Origin of the sequence: Naumannella halotolerans, assembly GCF_004364645.1 — a bacterium.
Taxonomy (GTDB): Bacteria; Actinomycetota; Actinomycetes; order Propionibacteriales; family Propionibacteriaceae; genus Naumannella; species Naumannella halotolerans.
Window position 1 is genome coordinate 39,164 of record NZ_SOAW01000002.1, and the last position, 17,375, is coordinate 56,538.

At 67.7% G+C, this 17,375-nt stretch carries 12 protein-coding genes; 10 read left to right on the forward strand and 2 right to left on the reverse strand.

What is annotated here, in order from left to right:
* Positions 1-2: 2 nt before the first annotated feature.
* Together CLV29_RS11350 and CLV29_RS11355 are read right to left on the reverse strand one after the other, a co-directional pair.
* Positions 3-8,336 (reverse strand): DUF5979 domain-containing protein, encoded by an 8,334-nt coding sequence (locus CLV29_RS11350; RefSeq protein WP_133755220.1) that lies wholly within the window; start codon positions 8,334-8,336, stop codon positions 3-5.
* 144 nt (positions 8,337-8,480) lie between these two features.
* Positions 8,481-8,999: a GNAT family N-acetyltransferase gene (locus tag CLV29_RS11355; RefSeq protein ID WP_133755221.1), complete on the reverse strand. Its 519-nt coding sequence runs from the start codon at positions 8,997-8,999 to the stop codon at positions 8,481-8,483.
* A gap of 89 nt (positions 9,000-9,088) precedes the next feature.
* Between CLV29_RS11355 and CLV29_RS11360 the strand changes: the two genes are divergently transcribed.
* The 10 genes from CLV29_RS11360 (at position 9,089) to CLV29_RS11405 (ending at position 17,352) form a co-directional block, all read left to right on the forward strand.
* Positions 9,089-9,697 carry a dienelactone hydrolase family protein gene (locus CLV29_RS11360; RefSeq protein WP_133755222.1) on the forward strand — a complete coding sequence of 203 codons (609 nt, stop codon included), beginning with the start codon at positions 9,089-9,091 and terminating at the stop codon, positions 9,695-9,697.
* The gene (locus tag CLV29_RS11365) at positions 9,697-11,193 is read left to right on the forward strand and encodes a glutamate-cysteine ligase family protein (RefSeq protein WP_133755223.1); all 1,497 of its coding nucleotides are present in this window, start codon (positions 9,697-9,699) and stop codon (positions 11,191-11,193) included. Before CLV29_RS11360 ends, CLV29_RS11365 begins: the two co-directional genes overlap by 1 nt.
* An 11-nt stretch (positions 11,194-11,204) precedes the next feature.
* Entirely contained in the window at positions 11,205-11,552 is a 348-nt protein-coding gene (locus CLV29_RS11370) for a universal stress protein (protein WP_243831902.1), read from the forward strand.
* 180 nt (positions 11,553-11,732) lie between these two features.
* Positions 11,733-13,154, forward strand: coding sequence for an RNA polymerase sigma factor (locus CLV29_RS11375; protein WP_133755685.1), 1,422 nt, complete (start codon positions 11,733-11,735; stop codon positions 13,152-13,154).
* Between the two features lie 104 nt (positions 13,155-13,258).
* A complete protein-coding gene (locus tag CLV29_RS11380) occupies positions 13,259-14,149 on the forward strand; it encodes a tyrosine-type recombinase/integrase (protein WP_133755225.1) in 891 nt (296 codons plus the stop codon).
* The gene (locus tag CLV29_RS11385) at positions 14,146-14,649 is read left to right on the forward strand and encodes a hypothetical protein (protein WP_133755226.1); all 504 of its coding nucleotides are present in this window, start codon (positions 14,146-14,148) and stop codon (positions 14,647-14,649) included. Before CLV29_RS11380 ends, CLV29_RS11385 begins: the two co-directional genes overlap by 4 nt.
* A 99-nt stretch (positions 14,650-14,748) precedes the next feature.
* Positions 14,749-15,033 (forward strand): hypothetical protein, encoded by a 285-nt coding sequence (locus tag CLV29_RS11390; protein ID WP_133755227.1) that lies wholly within the window; start codon positions 14,749-14,751, stop codon positions 15,031-15,033.
* Positions 15,027-15,344, forward strand: a complete 318-nt coding sequence (locus CLV29_RS11395) for a hypothetical protein (RefSeq protein WP_133755228.1) — start codon at positions 15,027-15,029, stop codon at positions 15,342-15,344. Before CLV29_RS11390 ends, CLV29_RS11395 begins: the two co-directional genes overlap by 7 nt.
* Entirely contained in the window at positions 15,341-15,688 is a 348-nt protein-coding gene (locus tag CLV29_RS11400) for a hypothetical protein (RefSeq protein WP_133755229.1), read from the forward strand. The genes CLV29_RS11395 and CLV29_RS11400 overlap by 4 nt, the downstream gene beginning before the upstream one ends.
* Positions 15,688-17,352, forward strand: a complete 1,665-nt coding sequence (locus tag CLV29_RS11405) for a hypothetical protein (RefSeq protein ID WP_208292929.1) — start codon at positions 15,688-15,690, stop codon at positions 17,350-17,352. Before CLV29_RS11400 ends, CLV29_RS11405 begins: the two co-directional genes overlap by 1 nt.
* Positions 17,353-17,375: the final 23 nt, after the last annotated feature.

Below are 17,375 nucleotides of genomic sequence, written 5' to 3' on the forward strand. Positions count from 1 at the left end.
GGTCAGTCCCGTCGTCGTAGCAGTGCCAGACCGCCCAGCAGACTGATCACGGTGACGGCCAGCACTCCAATACCGAGGGTCGATCCGGTACCTGCCAGTGGACCGGTGTCACCATCACCACCACCTTCGCCGGGCGGTGTGGTTTCGGTCGCCGAGGGCGACCAGGTCGGTTCGCTCGAGGTGCTCGGCGGCCCCGATTCGGTCGGGACCTCGGTCGGGCTCGGTGAGGTCGACCCGGTCGGGGTCTGCGTCGGCGTTCCCGTCGGGGACTGGGTCGGCGTTCCCGTCGGGGACTGGGTCGGCGTTTCCGTCGGAGACTGCGTCGGCGTTCCCGTCGGAGACTGCGTCGGCGTTCCCGTCGGAGACTGCGTCGGCGTTCCCGTCGGAGACTGCGTCGGCGTTCCCGTCGGAGACTGCGTCGGCGTTCCCGTCGGAGACTGCGTCGGCGTTCCCGTCGGAGACTGCGTCGGCGTTCCCGTCGGAGACTGCGTCGGCGTTCCCGTCGGAGACTGGGTCGGCGTTCCCGTCGGAGACTGGGTCGGCGTTCCCGTCGGAGACTGGGTCGGCGTTCCCGTCGGAGACTGGGTCGGCGTTCCCGTCGGGGACTGGGTCGGCGTTTCCGTCGGGGACTGGGTCGGCGTTCCCGTCGGAGACGTGGTCGGAGACTCCGTCGGCGTCGGCGTACCCGTCGGCGTCGGGGTCGGTGACGGAGCGGCTGACAACGGGTTCTCGACCCTCACCTCGACCGGCACCCAATCCGCGGCACTCGGCAGGTCGAACTCGACCGTCCGGTTCTGCTGTTCGGCACCGGTCCCGCCATCCACGGTGAACACCGGAGCACCCCACTGCCCGCCCGGCACCTCGTTCGGCGCGATCTCGGTCACCGTGCAGCTACTCCCCGGAGTCAGATCCACCGACGGAGTCGAGCCGCCATCGACCAGGGTGACATTGCCGTTGGTGACACCACCGTCGGGCACCGCACAGCTGTACTGGACCGTGAACTCGCTACCCCCGGGCAGCAACTCGGTCGCGCCGGTGACCTGCTTGGAGAAGCTGATCGGGAACCGGATCCGGTCCACCGGGTTGGTCACGGTCAGTGTCACGACCGCATCATCGACCACCGTCACCGGACCGTCGGCGGTCCACTGACCCCACCCGAAGCTGGGGTTGTCGTCGACCGGCGGTTGGGCCGGGGTGTCCTCCCCGGTGATCTCGCACTCGGCACCGGCCGGCAGGCCGTCGACCGTGGTGCTGCCCGTACCGGAAACCGTCCAGGTTCCGGTCTGCGGCTCATTGCCCGCCAGCTCGCACCGGTAGGTGCCGCTGAAGGTGCTGTCCGCGGGCAGATCGGCCGGGTCCGCGCCGGTGATCGCCTTCGTGATCTGCAGCTCACCGGTCAGGCGCTGCACCTCGTTGGTGACCTCGACACTCGCCACGGCGTCCCGGGAGGTGACGACCTCGGCCGGCTCGGTCCCGATCGGGCCCTCACTCGGAGCGAGCACCCGGTACTGCGGGGCCAGCCACGACCAGGAGCCGTCGACCAGCAGTTCCTCAGCCGGGGCCGATTCACTGACGGTGCAGTCGGCACCTGCCGGGACCTCGATGCCTTCGACGCTGCCGTCGGCGGCGAAGGCAGTCGCCTCACCACCGTCGGCGGCCAGGTCGACCTCGCCGCGGTAGGTCTCCTCACCGTAGGTGCAGACCCACTGCGCGGTGACCGTTCCGACCGGATCGGCCAGCGCTTCTTCCGGCCCGGCGTAGACCTTCTGGATCGTCAGTGCGCTGTAGCGGCGTTCGGCGGTGTTGGTCACGGTCAGCCGGGCCGGTTCGTCAGCGGCGGTGATGGTCACCGGCTCACTGAACTGCGGCGATGTCCAGGACCACGACTGGTCGACCAGGTCGGCCTGGTCCAGGTCGTTCTCGGTCGCCTCGCAGGAGGCTCCCACCGGGACCTCCATCGTGCTCGAACCGACCTCACCCACACCGGCGGTCCAGCCGTCGGTGAAGGTCTGCGCCGCGTCGCCCTCGCCATAGGTACAGACGATCTGCCCGCCGAACTCGGCATCATCACTCACCACACCGGGCGGCACCTCGTCCCCGAGGAGCTTCTGCACCGCGACGGTTCCGTACACCCGCTGGATCGGGTTCTCGACCTCGACCAGACCGTCCTCGGGCGCATCCGCTGCCCCGACGGTGAAGGTCTGCGGGGTGATCACCGGCTGTCCCCAGGCATAGGAGTCGTCCCGCAGCAGGTCCTGCTCCGGTGCAGTCTCGGTGACGGTGCACTCCCAGCCCACGGGCGCGGCGTCGAGCAGCTGTACCGCCTCGGCCCCCGGGGCGAGTTCGACCTGGCCCGACACCGACAGCGTCTCGTCGTCGGGGCTGACACATTCGACCCCGATACCGAACGGCGTGCCTTCGCCGACATAACCCTGCACCTGTCCGGTGAGCTCCTTGCTCACCGTCAGCGGTTCGGTACGCCGCTGGTAGCTGTTGCCCACCGTGACCGGTGCCGGGTCCTCGCCGATGATCGCGTCGACGATCTCGGGTGCATTCCAGCCGTACGACGGATCACCCAGCGACGGCTGGACATCGATGCCGCCGACCTCGTCGGCGGTGCAGTCGGACCCGAACAGGATTCCCTCCTCGGGCACCCCCTGGAGAGTGGCCGGGCCGGAGCCGGTCACGGTCCAGGTGCCGGTGACCGGATCGGTGTCGCGATAGGTACAGGTCCAGCCACCGCTGAAGACACGGCCGTCCTCAACGACCTCTGCCGGGTCGTCCAGTGTCTTGGTGATGGTCAGTGTCCCGTAGGCCCGGACGACCTGGTTGGTCACCGTCAGCACGGCGGCTTCCGGCGCCCCGACGACCGTCACCGGGCCGTCGGCGCTCCACTCATCCCACTGGTAGCTGTCATCGCCGTCGACCGGCGGTTGGATCCGCAGGTCCTCGGAGGTGATCGTGCACTCGGAGTCGCGGAGGATGCCACCGATGGTGGCGCTTCCCGTACCGGTCACCGCCCAGACACCGGTCTGGTCCGGATCCCCGGGATGGGTACAGGTCCAGCTGCCGCTGAACTGGCTGCCCGCGGGCAGGTCGGCAGGATCGGACCCGCTGATCGCCTTGGTGACGGTGAACGCCCCGGTCACCCGGGTGACATCGTTGGTGATCTCCACCGAGGCGACCGTCTCGGCATCGGTGCTCAGCTGGGCCGGGGTCGAGGTCACCTCGCCCGCCGTCGGGGCCAGCACCTGGTACGTCGGTGGCTGCCAGGCCCAGGAGGCATCGTCCAGCAGGTCCTGGGTGGGCGTGGTCTCGGTCACCGCACAGTTCGAGCCGGCCGGCACCTGCACACCTTCGACGCTGCCGTCGGCGGCGAAGGCGGTGACCTCGCCGCCGGCCAGTGGCAGGTCGACGACACCGTTCCAGCTCTGGTCGCCGTTGGCGCAGACCCAGGTGGCACCGATGGTGGCCTCGGGGTCGGCCAGAGCCCGTTCCTCACCGTCGAAGACCTTGCTGACGGTCAGACCGCTGTAGACCCGTTCCGGGGTGTTGGTGACGGTCAGCTGCGAGGTCTGCCCGGCGGCAACGGTGACCGGGTCGCTGACCACCGGATCGGCCCAGGTCCACGACTCGTCGGCCAGCAGGTCGTCCGACGGCGCGGTCTCGGTCGCCTCGCAGGAGGAGCCGACCGGCACCTGGGTCAGTTCGGCACTGACCTGACCGGCCTCGGCGGACCACTCATCGGTGATCTCCTCGGCATGGTCTCCCTCGCCGTAGGTGCAGACGATCTCGCCACCGAAGGTCGCATCGGCGTCGACCACACCTTCGGGCGCGTCAACCAGTTTCTGCACGGCCACCTGTCCGTACACCCGGCGGATCGGGTTGGTCACCTCGACCACCACGTCGTCGGTGTCGGCGACGGTGAACCGGGCGGGCTCGATCTGCGGCAGTTCCCAGGCATAGGACGCGTCGGCCAGCAGCTCCTGGCCGGGTGAGGCCTCGGCCACCGAGCAGTCCCAGCCGACCGGGGCCTGGTCCAGCAGCGTCACCGGGGAGTCGGCACCGGGAGCGACATCGACCCGGCCGACGAGCGTCTGGGTGTCACCGGCCCCGCCGGGGGTGACACAGCGGACGTCGACCTGGAAGGCCTCGCCCTCACCGACGTACCCCGCGGTCTCCCCGGTGATCTCCTTGGTCACCTGCAGGGACGCGGATTCGCGGTGGTAGCGGTTGGTCACCGTGATCGCCGCCGGCGACCCGGCCTCGACGGTGGCATCGTCGGTGATCTGCGGATCGTCCCAGACCCACGACGGATCGGTGGCCGACGGGGGATCATCGATGCCGTCGGTCTCGGTGGCCGTGCAGTCGGAGGTGAGCAGGATCCCCTCGTCGGGTACGCCGTCAAGACTGGCCGTGCCGGCACCGTCGACCGCCCAGGTGCCTTCGACCGGCTCGTCGTCACCATAGGTGCAGCTCCACTCGCCGCCGTAGGTACGGTCGGACTCGACCACGCCGGTCTGGTCCTCGACCAACTTGTTCACGGTCAACCCGCCGTACACGCGCCCGATCGAGTTGGTGACGGTGATCGTCTGCGGATCCTCGCTGGCGGTCACCTCGGGCGCGTCGATGCTCACGCCGTCCCAGGCGAAGGAGGGGTCGGTGAGTCCGTACCCGGCGGCGACCGGAGCCTCGGCCAGGGCACACTCGGCACCCAGCGGCACCCCGTCGAAGCTCACCGGCTCGCCGACCTCGGCCGCGACGGGACCGAACTGGGGGGACGCTCCCCGCGACACACAGGTCAGGGTGAGGTCGAAGGTGCCCTCGTCGAACCCCTCGACAGCACCGTCGAGTTCCTTCACCGCCTCCACGGAGACGGTCTCCTCTGCCAGGACATTGGTGAAGGTGACCTGCTGGCTGGCGTCGTCATCGATCGTGAAGTCGATGCTGTCACCGGTCTGCGGATCGCCGGTGTCGAGTTGGACGGTCGTCTCCTCCGGCTGCCAGACCAGCGGGTCGACCGGATCAGGGAAGTCGCTCTGCTCGGTCAGCGTGCAGTCGCTGCCGGCAGGCAGGTCGGGGCCGCTGACCGATCCGCCGGCCTCCACCTGCAGGGTGCCGTCGGCGGTCGACCCGTCCGGCAGCTCGCAGGTGTAGCTCATGAGGAACGGCGTGTCGGCGAAGTCCGTACCCGGCTGGCCGCCGAGGACGGTCTTGCCGACGCCGAAGGAACCGGTCAACTGGTGAACGCTGTTGGTCACGGTCAGCTCGGCCTCGGACGCGTCACCGGTGACGACGACCGTGCCGCCGAGGTCGGATCCGGCCCAGACGTAGGAGCTGTCGGTGGGAACGGGCTGGCCGTCCACGGTGCCCTCGGTGACCGAACAGCTCGATCCGAGCGGCACCTGATCGGCGTCGCCGGTCAGCTCTGCCGGTCCTGCCCCGGTGACGCTCCAGGTGCCCTCGTTGACGGTGTCGCCCTTGGTGCAGGTCCAGGTCCCGGCGAAGTCGGCGGACGCACCGGCGCCGTCGGGTCCGCCGGTGATCGCCTTGGTGATGTCGAGGCTGCCGTAGACCCGTTCGAGAGTGTTGGTGACGGTCACGCCGACGACCTGATCGGCCTCGTCGACGGTCACGGTCTGCGCTGCCGGGGCGTCACCGAAGACGTAGGACTCGTCGACCAGCAGGGCATCGGCCGGGTCCTCCTCGGTGATGGTGCAGTCGGTGCCGACCGGTACGCGCGGCGTGGTACCGGTGCCGTTCACGCTGAGGGAGAAGGTCTCGGAGTAGTCCTCGTCGGTGCCTTCTGCCGGGGCGTCACATTCGACGGTGATGTCGAAGGTAGCGCCGTGGACCAGACCGGCGCTCAGGTCGCTCGGGTCGAGTTCCTTCGTCACCTGGACGGCGCCGTAGATCGGGGTCGTCGGATTGGTCACCGTGACCGTCGCCGATCCGTTCGCCGGCACCGACACCGCGCCATTCGTCAGGCCGTCATAGGTGGGGGGCCCCCAGATGTGTCCGGCGTCGAGCAGGTCGGCTTCCGGAGCCGCCTCCTCGACCGTGCAGCTGGGGCCGGCCGGAACGGTGACCGTCTCGCTGTCGTCGGGCCCGAGAGTCACCGTGCCCGAGTCGGTTCCACAATTCCATGCGACCTCGAACGGCTCGCCGTCCCCGACGTAACCCTCACCGTCGAGCTGCTTGGCCAGGGTCAACTCGGCAGTGTCCCGGACGAAATAGTTGGTGATCGTGGCCGCGGCGGTGCCGTTGGCGCCGACCGTGACCGTTGGGGGGCTGACGGTGTAGCCATCCCATTCATACGACGCGTCGGCGAAGTCACCCGGGAGTGTCTGCTGGGTCTCGGTGAAACTGCAACTCGCGGTTGCCGGCAGGCCGCTCAGCTGCACCACTGCCTGGTCCGCGGCGACCTCGGTGGTGCCACTGGCGACCTGAGTGCCGCCGACCTGACAGCTGTAGGCGACCGGGAAGGTACGGTCAGCCCCGCCGGTCCAGGCGCTGATCGAGGTGCCCTCACGCGCGACGACCTGCTTGCTCACACCGACGGCGCCCGTGTCCTGCCGGTAGCTGTTGGCGATGCCGACCGTCTGGGTCTGCTGGTCGGCGATCGTCACCGTCCGGTTGGTGTAGGTCGGTGCGTTCCAACTCCAGGAGCTGTCCGCCAGGTTGCCGCTGGGTTGGTTCTCGGTGACCGTGCAGGACACCCCGGCGGGCAGTTGCGGTGAGGTGAAGGTGGTGCCGGTGGAGACGGTGAAATTCACCGGTTGGGCCGTGCCGCACTGGTAGGAGCCGGTGAACGGCGTCTGCGCATTGCCGGTGAAGCCGCCCGGCGGTCCGTCGACGGTCTTGGCGACGGTGAAGGCTCCGGTGGCGTACCTGTTGGTGACCGTACAGGTGACGTTCATACCGTCGGTGAGCGTGATCTGACCGTTGGTCACCGCGACGCCGGAGTTGCACGTCCAGTTGCCCGGGACGTACCCGCTGGTGTTGGTCGCCTCACTCAGGCTGTAGGTGCCCGGGTTGACGGCCCGGCCGGCCACCGCCGCACTCCCGCCGGGACCGCTGACGGTCGAGGGTCCGGCTGCGGTGAGAGTGAAGTCGGCCGGGGTCGCACTGCCGCCGGTGACGTTCTTGACCAGCGTCAGCGTGGCCTTCGGCGTGTAGGTATTGGTGACGGTGCAGGTGATCGGTCCGTCGGCCACGGTGGCCGGCGCCGGGACGTTGTTCAGGGTGAGGCTGGAGCCGGTGACGCTCACCACCCCGGACCCGAGTGGGCTGCCCGTACCGGTGACGCAGGCGATGTTGGACAGCGCCCAACGCGGATCCGACGGCACACCCTCACCGATCGTGACGGTCTCCCCCTGCAGCAAGGGTCGTGCTCCGGTGCTGGCGGTCCTGGTGCCGGTGGTGGGCGGGGTGAGACTGAAGGCGCTGTTCCAGGCCGAACCACTACCCAGGCTGCTGTTCGCACTGAAGTTGAACGCGGTGGACGGGGCCGGACCGGCAACGGTCTTGACCACGTTCAGGGTTCGGATCTGGCTCAGCTGGGCGTAGATGCAACCGGTAGTGGTCGTCCCTTCAGCGGTGACGAAATTGCCGCTGGGCGTGACGTTCCCGGTGGTGGCCGGACAGGTGCCGTTGGCGGCCGCCCCGAAGCCATTGATGACCAGCCGGTACGAGATGCCGTCCCGGGTGATCGTCTGGTTGGAGACCACATTGGTGAAAGCCGTCACGTCCGGACATGCATTCGGATTGTTCGTCGGTGGGGGCTGCGAACAGTTCCCGACGTTCGGGGTCTCGTCCATCGTCCAGGGAAAGCTCAACGTTGGTGAGGTGTCGAAGCCGGACAACTGAATTCGCATGTCGCCGGTGTAGTACTGGTCGGAGGTGTAGATCGGGTTGTTGTAGTGCCGAACCGTTGCCAGCAGGAAGTTCGTGCCGTCCTCCACCGACCCCGGGTTGTTCGGTGTCACGCCGAGAACGCTTTGGCCGGTCGTGGACAGCGTTGTCGAACAGATGTTCGACGAAGGGGTGCCGTGCCCGGTTCTCGCTTCGGTCGGAGAACTGACAAAGGTCGTCTGGGCCGACGTGCCCTGTCGGGGGGCATAGGTGACACAGTTCCCCGTGGTGCCATTGTCCCGGCCTACCTGATTTGCCAACTGGGCCGTCACCCCGATGTTCGGAATGATCGCCGCCTCGGCCTGCTCGGTCGGCGCGGTCGGCGTACCGACGAGCACCAGCCCCGCTGCCAGGACCAAGCTGGTCAGCAGACACAGTGCTGCATGCCACTGGCGGGTACGACGACGCAAAGATGAAACCATGTCCAGCGGCCCCCACCGCCTGTGTCCGCACATCCTCCGGCTGGAGCGAGACCCACGCGTCGGGTGCCGAACGGGCCGATCGTAGAGGGGAAACGCCCCCGAAAACCGGCACCGGACCAGGCCGATATCAATTCGTGACCTTGACTATCGAAATCTCGGCGGCGCTTCGGGGTCGGGCCCCAGTTCGCGTCGACACCAGTACACGTCATGCCAACCGCCGTGTTTCCAGCCGATCCGCTCGAAGGTGCCCACCGGCCGGAATCCCAAGGCGGTGTGCAACCCGACACTGGCCTCGTTGGGCACCGTGATCACGCCGACGGCGGTACGGAACCCGCACTCGGTCAGATCGTCCAGCAACTGCGTGTACAGGGCGCGCCCGGCACCGGTACGCCGCAGGCCCTGACGCAGGTAGACACTCACCTCGCACGCCCAGTCATAGGCGGCCCGGGCCTTGAACGGGCCGGCATAGGCATATCCGATCAGCTCGCCGTCGCGCTCTGCGATCAGCCAGCGGTACGCACCAGCGATCCGTCGCTGCAGTTCGGCCACCGAGGGGACGTCGTACTCGAAGGTGATCACGGTGTCGGTGACATAGGGGGCATAGATCTCCCGGCAGGCCGCCGCATCGGCGGCCTCGGCGACCCGGATGGCAACTGGACTCACCCGGCAAACCCTAGGCCCACCACTCGGTGTCGGGAGAAGGTTCGGTGCGGGCAGTGCCAGGAACCTCCTGTGTCTGGCACGCTGTCGCCATGAGCACCGTGTTGCTGTTGCATTCTGCTCTCGGCCTGCGGCCCGCCGTCGGCGAGTTCGCCGATCGGTTGCGCGGTTTCGGGCACGAGGTGCTCACCCCCGACTACTACGACGGTCTGGTCTTCGACGACACCGCCTCCGGCATCACCTACCGCGACCAGATCGGTGCGTCGACGCTCTTCGCCCGGGTACGCAGCCAGCTCGCCGACCTGCCGCCGGACGCCGCCATGGCCGGGTTCTCCCTCGGCTCGGCCTTCGCCCAGCGGCTCGCCGCCGAACGGCCCGAGGCGTCGGCGGTGATCCTGCTGCATGCCGCCGCCGCCCCGCGCCGCCGGTGGTCGGGCCAGCCCGTCCAGGTGCACCGCTACGCCGAGGACGACTGGATCTCACCCGGTGACGTGGCCGCCCTGGCCGCGGCGGTGACCGCTTCCGGGGCCGGATTCGAGGACCTGGTCGTACCCGGTCACGGCCACCTGTTCACCGATGCCGGGACCGCTGACTACGACGCCGCGGCCACCGAACGCTCGCTGGCCCGGATCGGGGCACTGCTGGAGTCGGTGGAGCCGTCCGGTGCCGAACCAGGAACACGCGCAGAGGGAGGTACCTGATGGGGGCCGAGGTCAACGACGCCAGTTACACCGAGGAGGACCGCGACCGGTTCGCCGAGCGGGTGGAGCGTTCCCTCGATGTCCTGGAGGAGATGCTCGCCTCCCAGGTCTTCGAACACGCCAATCCGCGGGCCGGGATGGAGGTGGAGATCAACCTGGTCGACGAGCAGGGAGCACCGTCGCCGGCCAACACCACGGTCCTGACCGCGATCGACGACTCGGCCTTCGTCTCCGAACTGTGCCAGTTCAACATCGAGCTGAACCTCACCCCGCGGCATCTGGGTCCCGGCGGTCTGCGCACCTTCGAACATGTCGTCCGTTCCTCACTGAACGACGCGGCCGCCCGAGCTGCCCGCCACGACGTGGGCCTGGCCGCGATCGGGGTGCTGCCGACCGCACAGCCCGAGGACGTCACGGTGACGGCGCTGACACCGAATCCGCGTTACGCGCTGCTCGATCAGCACATGCGCGCCCTGCGCGAGGACCCCTTCGACATCGTCATCGACGGTGCCGAACCGCTGCACGTGAGCAGTGAGTCGATCGCCCCGGAGGCTCTGTGCACCTCGATGCAGGTGCACCTGCAGGTGGCGCCGGAGGACTTCGCCGGGTACTGGAACGCCAGCCAGGCGATCGCCGGGATCCAACTCGCGCTGGGCGCGAACTCGCCGTTCGTCTTCGGTCACCGGTGGGTCGCCGAATCCCGGATCCCGCTGTTCACCCAGGCCACCGACACCCGGAACCGGGCCGAACGCCGGGCCGGGGTGACGCCGCGGGTGTTCTTCGGTGACGACTGGATCGGTTCGGTGATGGACCTGTTCCGGGCCAACCAGCGGTACCGGCCGCTGCTGCCCGAACTGACCGAGGAGGACCCGGTCGAGGCCCGGGCGGCCGGGCGTACCGCCTCGCTGAAGGAACTCAACCTGCACAACGGCACCATCTATCGGTGGAACCGGCCGGTCTACGACATCACTCCTCCCGGGCCCCACCTGCGGATCGAGAACCGGGTGCTGCCGGCTGGGCCGACCGCGGTGGACATGATGGCGAACATGGCCTTCTACGCCGGCCTGACCCGGGAACTGGCCGATCGGGCCGCCGATCTGTGGCCCGATGAGCCCTTCGACTGGGCCAGGGCGAACTTCGACGCCGGGGTACGCGACGGGATCAATGCCATCGTCTCCTGGCCCGGGAAGGGGCAACTGCCCGCGCGGGAACTGGTCTCGACGGTACTGTTGCCCCGAGCGGCGGCGGGACTGCAGACCTACGGTGTGGACGCAGAGGACATCTCGCATTATCTGGGCGTGATCCAGGGCCGGTGTGATTCCGGCCAGAACGGTGCGGCATGGCAGACTGCCGAGGTAGCCGCCCGCGAGGACGCTGGCGCCAGCCGTAACGAAGCGCTCAGCAGCATGATGCGTACGTACCTGATGCGAATGCACCGGAATCAGCCCGTCCACACCTGGCCGGTCTATCCGGCAAGTGAGGAGGTAGCGAACTGATGCCGGTGGTAGTGGGATTTTCGACCAAACCTGAGGGGATCGCCGCCCTGAAGGTGGCAGCCGACGAGGCGCGCCTGCGCCAGGCGCGCGTCCTCGTCGTGCCGAACACCGAGGCCGACGATCCCGGCCCGCACATCGACGCCCTGACCGAGGCGGGTGTGGAATGGGAATTGCGACCGGCACCGGTCACCCGGGAGATCGCCGAACACCTGATGGAGATCGCCGATGAGGTCGAGGCGGAGATGATCGTGATCGGCCTGCGTCGCCGCTCCCCCACCGGCAAGCTGCTGTTGGGCATGAACGCCCAACGGGTGCTGCTGGACGCAGGGCCGCCCGTCCTGGCCGTGAAGGCCGACTGAGCGCAGCCTGCCCGCCGAATCCTGCGTTCGCAGGTCCGGCGCCGGCGGTGCCGACCGAGCACGGATACCAAGCACAGATCACGGTGCGGGGCAAGCTTCTGAGGTCTCGATCTGCTCCACCCGTTTGGGTCTGTTGTCCGAGCGTGCCAGAATGTTGTGAGAAGCACCATTGACTTCCGGCTGGTGGTGCGCGCCCAAAATCCGAACCGCCGATCATCAAGAGGTTCTTTAGTGACATCCTCCCCGAGCGACAAGCAGCCCACCAGCGACGCTGTATCGGCCCCGGTGGCCGCCGCAGCGTCGGCCAAGGCCGCGAAGGTCTCCGTGGCGGCCGAGAAGCCACCGGCGAAGAAGACTTCGGCCCGGAAGACGACGGCGAAGAAGGCTCCGGCCAAGAAGGCGGCGGCGAAGAAGGCCCCGGCCAAGAAGGCGACGGCGAAGAACGGCGCCACCACCACCAAGAGCGATCTGGTCGACAAGATCGGTACCGGGGATGTGGATGTCTCCATCGACGGGGACGAGGTCGTGCTGCGGGTCGGCAAGAAGCCGGATCTGGATGATGTCGACGAGGCCGCCTTCGACCAGAAGAAGGAGGCCGAGGACGAGAAGCAGCTCACCGAGGACCAGGGCTTCAGCCTCTCCGACGCCGACGATGCCGACGAGCCCGAACAGCAGGTGATGGTCGCCGGGGCGACCGCCGACCCGGTGAAGGACTACCTGAAGCAGATCGGCAAGGTCGCACTGCTGAACGCCGAGCAGGAGGTCGAGCTCGCCAAGCGGATCGAGGCTGGCCTGTTCGCCGACGAACGCCTGGTCGCCACCGACACCAAGGTCAAACCCTCCGAGCTGGACGACTACAGCTGGATCGCCGACGACGGCAAGCGGGCCAAGAACCACCTGCTGGAGGCGAACCTCCGACTCGTGGTCTCCCTGGCCAAGCGCTACACCGGCCGCGGCATGTTGTTCCTGGACCTGATCCAGGAGGGCAACCTGGGCCTGATCCGGGCGGTCGAGAAGTTCGACTACACCAAGGGCTACAAGTTCTCCACCTACGCGACCTGGTGGATCAAGCAGGCGATCACCCGCGCGATGGCCGACCAGGCCCGGACCATCCGGATCCCGGTGCACATGGTCGAGGTGATCAACAAGCTCGCCCGGGTGCAGCGGCAGATGCTGCAGGACCTGGGCCGCGAGCCCACGCCGGAGGAACTGGCCGAGCAGCTGGACATGACTGCCGAGAAGGTGGTCGAGGTGCAGAAGTACGGTCGTGAGCCGATCTCCCTGCACACCCCGCTGGGTGAGGACGGCGATTCGGAGTTCGGTGACCTGATCGAGGACTCCGAGGCCGTCGTACCGGCCGAGGCGGTCTCGTTCACGCTGCTGCAGGAGCAGTTGCACGATGTGCTGGACACCTTGTCCGAGCGTGAGGCCGGGGTGGTCTCCATGCGGTTCGGCCTGACCGATGGACAGCCGAAGACGCTGGACGAGATCGGCAAGGTCTACGGCGTCACCCGCGAGCGGATCCGGCAGATCGAGTCCAAGACCATGTCGAAGCTCCGGCACCCGTCACGTTCGCAGGTGTTGCGCGACTACCTCGACTGAGAAACCCTGGTGTCCCGACGGAAATCCGCGTGATTGCTGGGGTTGAGTCGAGACACTAATACCGCACAGCGCTCTAGTCAAGAATATTGGGCTACACTTCCGGTGTGGACCTGACCGACCTGCTCGCCTCCTGGGAGCTACACCTGCGCGCTGAACGCAAGTCTGCCCAGACCGTGAAGTCCTACGGCGACGGCGTTCGTGCCTACATCCGGTTCTGTGACGAGCACGACCGGCCACAGAGCATCGACCGCACCACCCTGCGGTTGATGATGGATGTGATGCTGACCGAGGGCGCGAAGCCGGCGACCGCGACCTCACGCCACCTCGCGGTGCGCCGGTTCTCGGCATGGCTGACCGAGGAAGGCGAGCAGGACACCGACCCCCTGCTCGGACTGAAGGCACCCAAGCTCGACCAGCCGGTTGTCGAGCCGCTGAGTGACGCCGACCTGCGCGCACTGATCAAGGCGTGCAAAGGCCCGGCGATGCGGGACCGGCGGGATGAGGCGATCATCCGATTGATGTTCACCACCGGCGCCCGTGCGGGCGAGGTCGTCGGGATGCAGACCACCGACCTCGACCTGCGCGAGAACCCGCCGAACGCGATCATCCGGCGCGGCAAGGGCGGGCGTGGCCGGTCGGTGCCGTTGGCCGTCGAGGTGGCCGCAGCGCTCGACCGGTACCTCCGGGCGCGGAAGTCGCACCGACTCGCCAGTGAGCCTGCCCTGTGGCTCGGTGACCGGGGCAAGACGTTCACCTACGACGCGCTGCACAAGACCCTGCGTGGTCGGGCCGACGCCGCTGGGGTCGAGGGGTTCCATCCGCACAGGCTGCGACACACGGCGGCGCACCGATGGCTGTCGCGAGGTGGCTCAGAGGGCGGGCTGATGGCTGTTGCCGGCTGGACCCGACCGGAGATGCTGCTGCGCTACACCCGCGCCCAATCAGCAGCACGAGCCGCTGCCGAGGCCGAGCGCCTGAACCTGGGGGACATATGACCGGCCGCGCAGCGGATGAGGAGGGCGGCGTCACCTTCACCGACTGGGACGAGTACCGAGACTGGCTCGACGAGAAGGGCGAGTTGGCCGTGACCGCGTACGCCGCGCTCAAGAAGGCGGGTGCGTTGAAGGATCACCGACTCGTCGCATACCGGTGCGGCAACCGACGCCGGTGCCTGCTACTCGATGTAGTCAACATGCCACCACCGGTCGGGCCGATCTTTCACAGGCCGCGGTACAAACTGTCTCCGAAGGTCAACGCCGCCACCAGCAACGACTCGGGAAGGGCCGCGAACACCGAGGATGGTGACCACAAGTGGAAGGCGCAGACATTCCCGCCTGCCCAGTGCCTGAACGTCAGTTTGTCGTGTGATCACCTGCAGCATGTTTTGGTGAGCAAGGAACGTATTCAGGCCGATGTTGATGCGGGTCGCCGGGAGGTCATTATCACCCCGCAGGATTCCGAGTCGCCGCCCAACGCATCCATTTCCCGACAATGACGACGGTATGCTGTAGGGTAGGAACAACGTAGAGCCCGTTATGTAAATGACAGCCCCGGATTTGGCACCCCGGCGACGCCCGAAAGGGGCGAAGCTGTCATGCCCGAATCTGAACGGCGACTCCGCTCGTCAATCGCAGCCCACACCAGTTGGGCCAACACCGAGAACCGCAGCAAGCGCACCGCGCCCGCCCGTGCTGCTCTCGACGCCAAGTTCCTGGCCGAGGCCGGGGGAGACCCCAAGCGGGCCGAATCCCTACGCAAGGCGCATTTTCAGCGTCTCGCGCTGAAGTCAGCCAAGGCACGGCGTAAGGCCAAGGAGGCCGCTGCCGAATCCGCCGAGGTTGCCGCAGAGCTCGACGCGCTGGGCGGTGCCGCATGCTGAGTTCAGAAAACAGAAGCCGCCCGGCGGGCAACCGGGCGGCCAACAAGATCAACGCGGGAACGGGATCTACCTACAGTGTAGTTGATCTGGACGCGATGGCCGCGCAAGTCGATGGCGCGTTCGTCGTGCTGGTCCGTGTCGCTGACGATCGCTACCGCCGGCGAGTGTTCCTCACCGTCAAATCAGCAGAGAACCACGCACGCAAAGCGCAGCAGCGCGGCCAAGATGCTCGAATCTTCCTTTGTGAGTTGAAGCCGCTGGTCAAGGTGTGCGGCCTGGAAGCGGCACCGCTGCCGGGGGTGGTCGCATGACACCCATTCAGTACCGGCCACATCGGGAGAAGTTGCAGTACCTGCGAGGGATTCTTGCCGCGATCGACTGGCAGGAGCAGATGCGGGTCCGGGCCATCCGTGAGGCGATCAGGATGGCGACGGCCGAGTTCTGGGAGCGTCGCGCGACCGACTTCGAGTGGGTGATGCAGGAGCGGTTCACCGATCCCCTGGACGCCTGCACTGAGGGCATGGAACCGAACCGGGCAACCGCGTTGTCATGCCGGCGTCACGCTCACCTGCTGCGGACCGGGTTCTTTGCCGAGCCGTGGTGGGGATTCGATGAGGACTTTGCCGACATCCTGGCCGAGAGGCAGGTGGCGTGATGAGCGAGGATGAGAAGAAGAAGTCGCCGTCGGCCGCGCACGTCCTGGTCGAGTTGGCGTTGAAGAAGTACCGCTTCGGCTGCACACCGGACGGGCAGCCTTACGCATGCCCGCGCGGCAGGGGTGCGCACATCGTGCGGCAGTTGCGTGGCGGGCGTCAGTCGCTACGAGCCGAGCTGGCCAAGATGTATCGGCAGGACCAGCACGCGATCCCACCACAGCAGTCGCTGGCCGATGCCGTGCTGGTGTTGGAAGGTGAAGCGCAGGACGCCACCCCGGTCGCCACGCACCTGCGAGTGGCCGAGGCCGACGGGTCGACGTGGATCGACCTGGGCGACGCGATCGGCACCACTGTCCGGCTGAACGCGAACGGCTGGCAGTTGACCAGCGATGTTCCGGTGCTGTTCGCGCGGACCGCTCTGACCGGAACCCTGCCGTCGCCGGCGGTCGGTGGTGATCTGGCCGAGTTGTGGGAGTTGATCAACGTGGCCGAGCCGGATCGGCCGTTGGTGCTGGCATGGCTGGTGTCAGCGATCCTGCGGGCCGACATTCCCCACCCGATCGCTGCGCTGTTCGGTGAACAGGGCACCGGCAAGTCCACCGCGTCGCGACTGTTGACGCAGTTGGTCGACCCGTCCCCGGTGCCGCTGCGCAAGCCACCGCGCGATGCCGACTCGTGGGTGACCGCAGCAGCGGGTAGTTGGCTGGTGGCTCTGGACAATCTGTCGACGGTGCCGGACTGGCTCAGCGACTCGCTGTGTCGGGCCGCTACCGGTGACGGCGATGTGCGCCGCCAGCTCTACACCGACGGACAGTTGGCGGTGTTCGCGTTCCGCCGGGTGATGCTTCTCAACGGCATCGACGTGGGCGCGCTGCGCGGCGACCTGGCCGAACGGCTGATCATGATCAACCTGACCCGGATAGCCGAGGCCGACCGCATGACCGAGCACGACCTCGACACTCGCTGGCAGGAGGCCTATCCGCGACTGTTCGGTGCGCTGCTCGATCTGGCAGCGGGGGTGGCAGGGAAGATTCCCTCTGTCCGTCTTGCCAGCAAGCCGAGAATGGCCGACTTCGCGCTGATCTTGGCTGCCGTCGATCAACTGCTCGGCACGACCGGCGCCGAGCGGTATCTGTCGCAGTCGCGCACACTGGCTGAGGACAGTCTGGAATCCGATCCGTTCTTGGCTGCGGTGAAGACGTATGGGGAATCGTTCACCGGTACTGCGGCTGATCTGCTGGACGCGGTGACGCCGACGGAGGACGGTTGGCGACCGTCCCGGGACTGGCCGAAGAACGCGCGCACCGTGACCAGTCTGCTGCGGCGTAACGCACCAGCACTGCGCAAGGCCGGCTGGATCGTCGACGACCTGGGGAATCAGAACAAGGCCGGCACCACCGAGTGGCACCTCGACCCACCCGACGGTGACCGTCCTGAGAAGGCCGGTAATCGTTCCCTGCCATCCCCGCCTAACCCGCCAAACCGCCCATCTGGCGGGGAAGCGGGGATGGCAGGGCAGGAATACGGGCAATCTCAGGACGACCAGACCGGCCGCTGCCAGTGCGGTGAACCTGCCGACAAATCCCGCGGAGCCGGGCTCATGTGCCCGCCCTGCTACGACCGGATCAGCGAACTCCGACGCGCAGCCAGGGAGGCGTCATGACCGGCCGCAGACCGCCGACGGTT

Bases quoted from the DNA above. Each gene is read 5' to 3' on its own strand.
- CLV29_RS11400 (WP_133755229.1), top strand. From the start codon at position 15,341: ATGACACCCATTCAGTACCGGCCACATCGGGAGAAGTTGCAGTACCTG.
- CLV29_RS11360 (WP_133755222.1), top strand. From the start codon at position 9,089: ATGAGCACCGTGTTGCTGTTGCATTCTGCTCTCGGCCTGCGGCCCGCC.
- CLV29_RS11365 (WP_133755223.1), top strand. From the start codon at position 9,697: ATGGGGGCCGAGGTCAACGACGCCAGTTACACCGAGGAGGACCGCGAC.
- CLV29_RS11405 (WP_208292929.1), top strand. From the start codon at position 15,688: ATGAGCGAGGATGAGAAGAAGAAGTCGCCGTCGGCCGCGCACGTCCTG.
- CLV29_RS11390 (WP_133755227.1), top strand. From the start codon at position 14,749: ATGCCCGAATCTGAACGGCGACTCCGCTCGTCAATCGCAGCCCACACC.
- CLV29_RS11395 (WP_133755228.1), top strand. From the start codon at position 15,027: ATGCTGAGTTCAGAAAACAGAAGCCGCCCGGCGGGCAACCGGGCGGCC.
- CLV29_RS11350 (WP_133755220.1), bottom strand. From the start codon at position 8,336: ATGGTTTCATCTTTGCGTCGTCGTACCCGCCAGTGGCATGCAGCACTG.
- CLV29_RS11385 (WP_133755226.1), top strand. From the start codon at position 14,146: ATGACCGGCCGCGCAGCGGATGAGGAGGGCGGCGTCACCTTCACCGAC.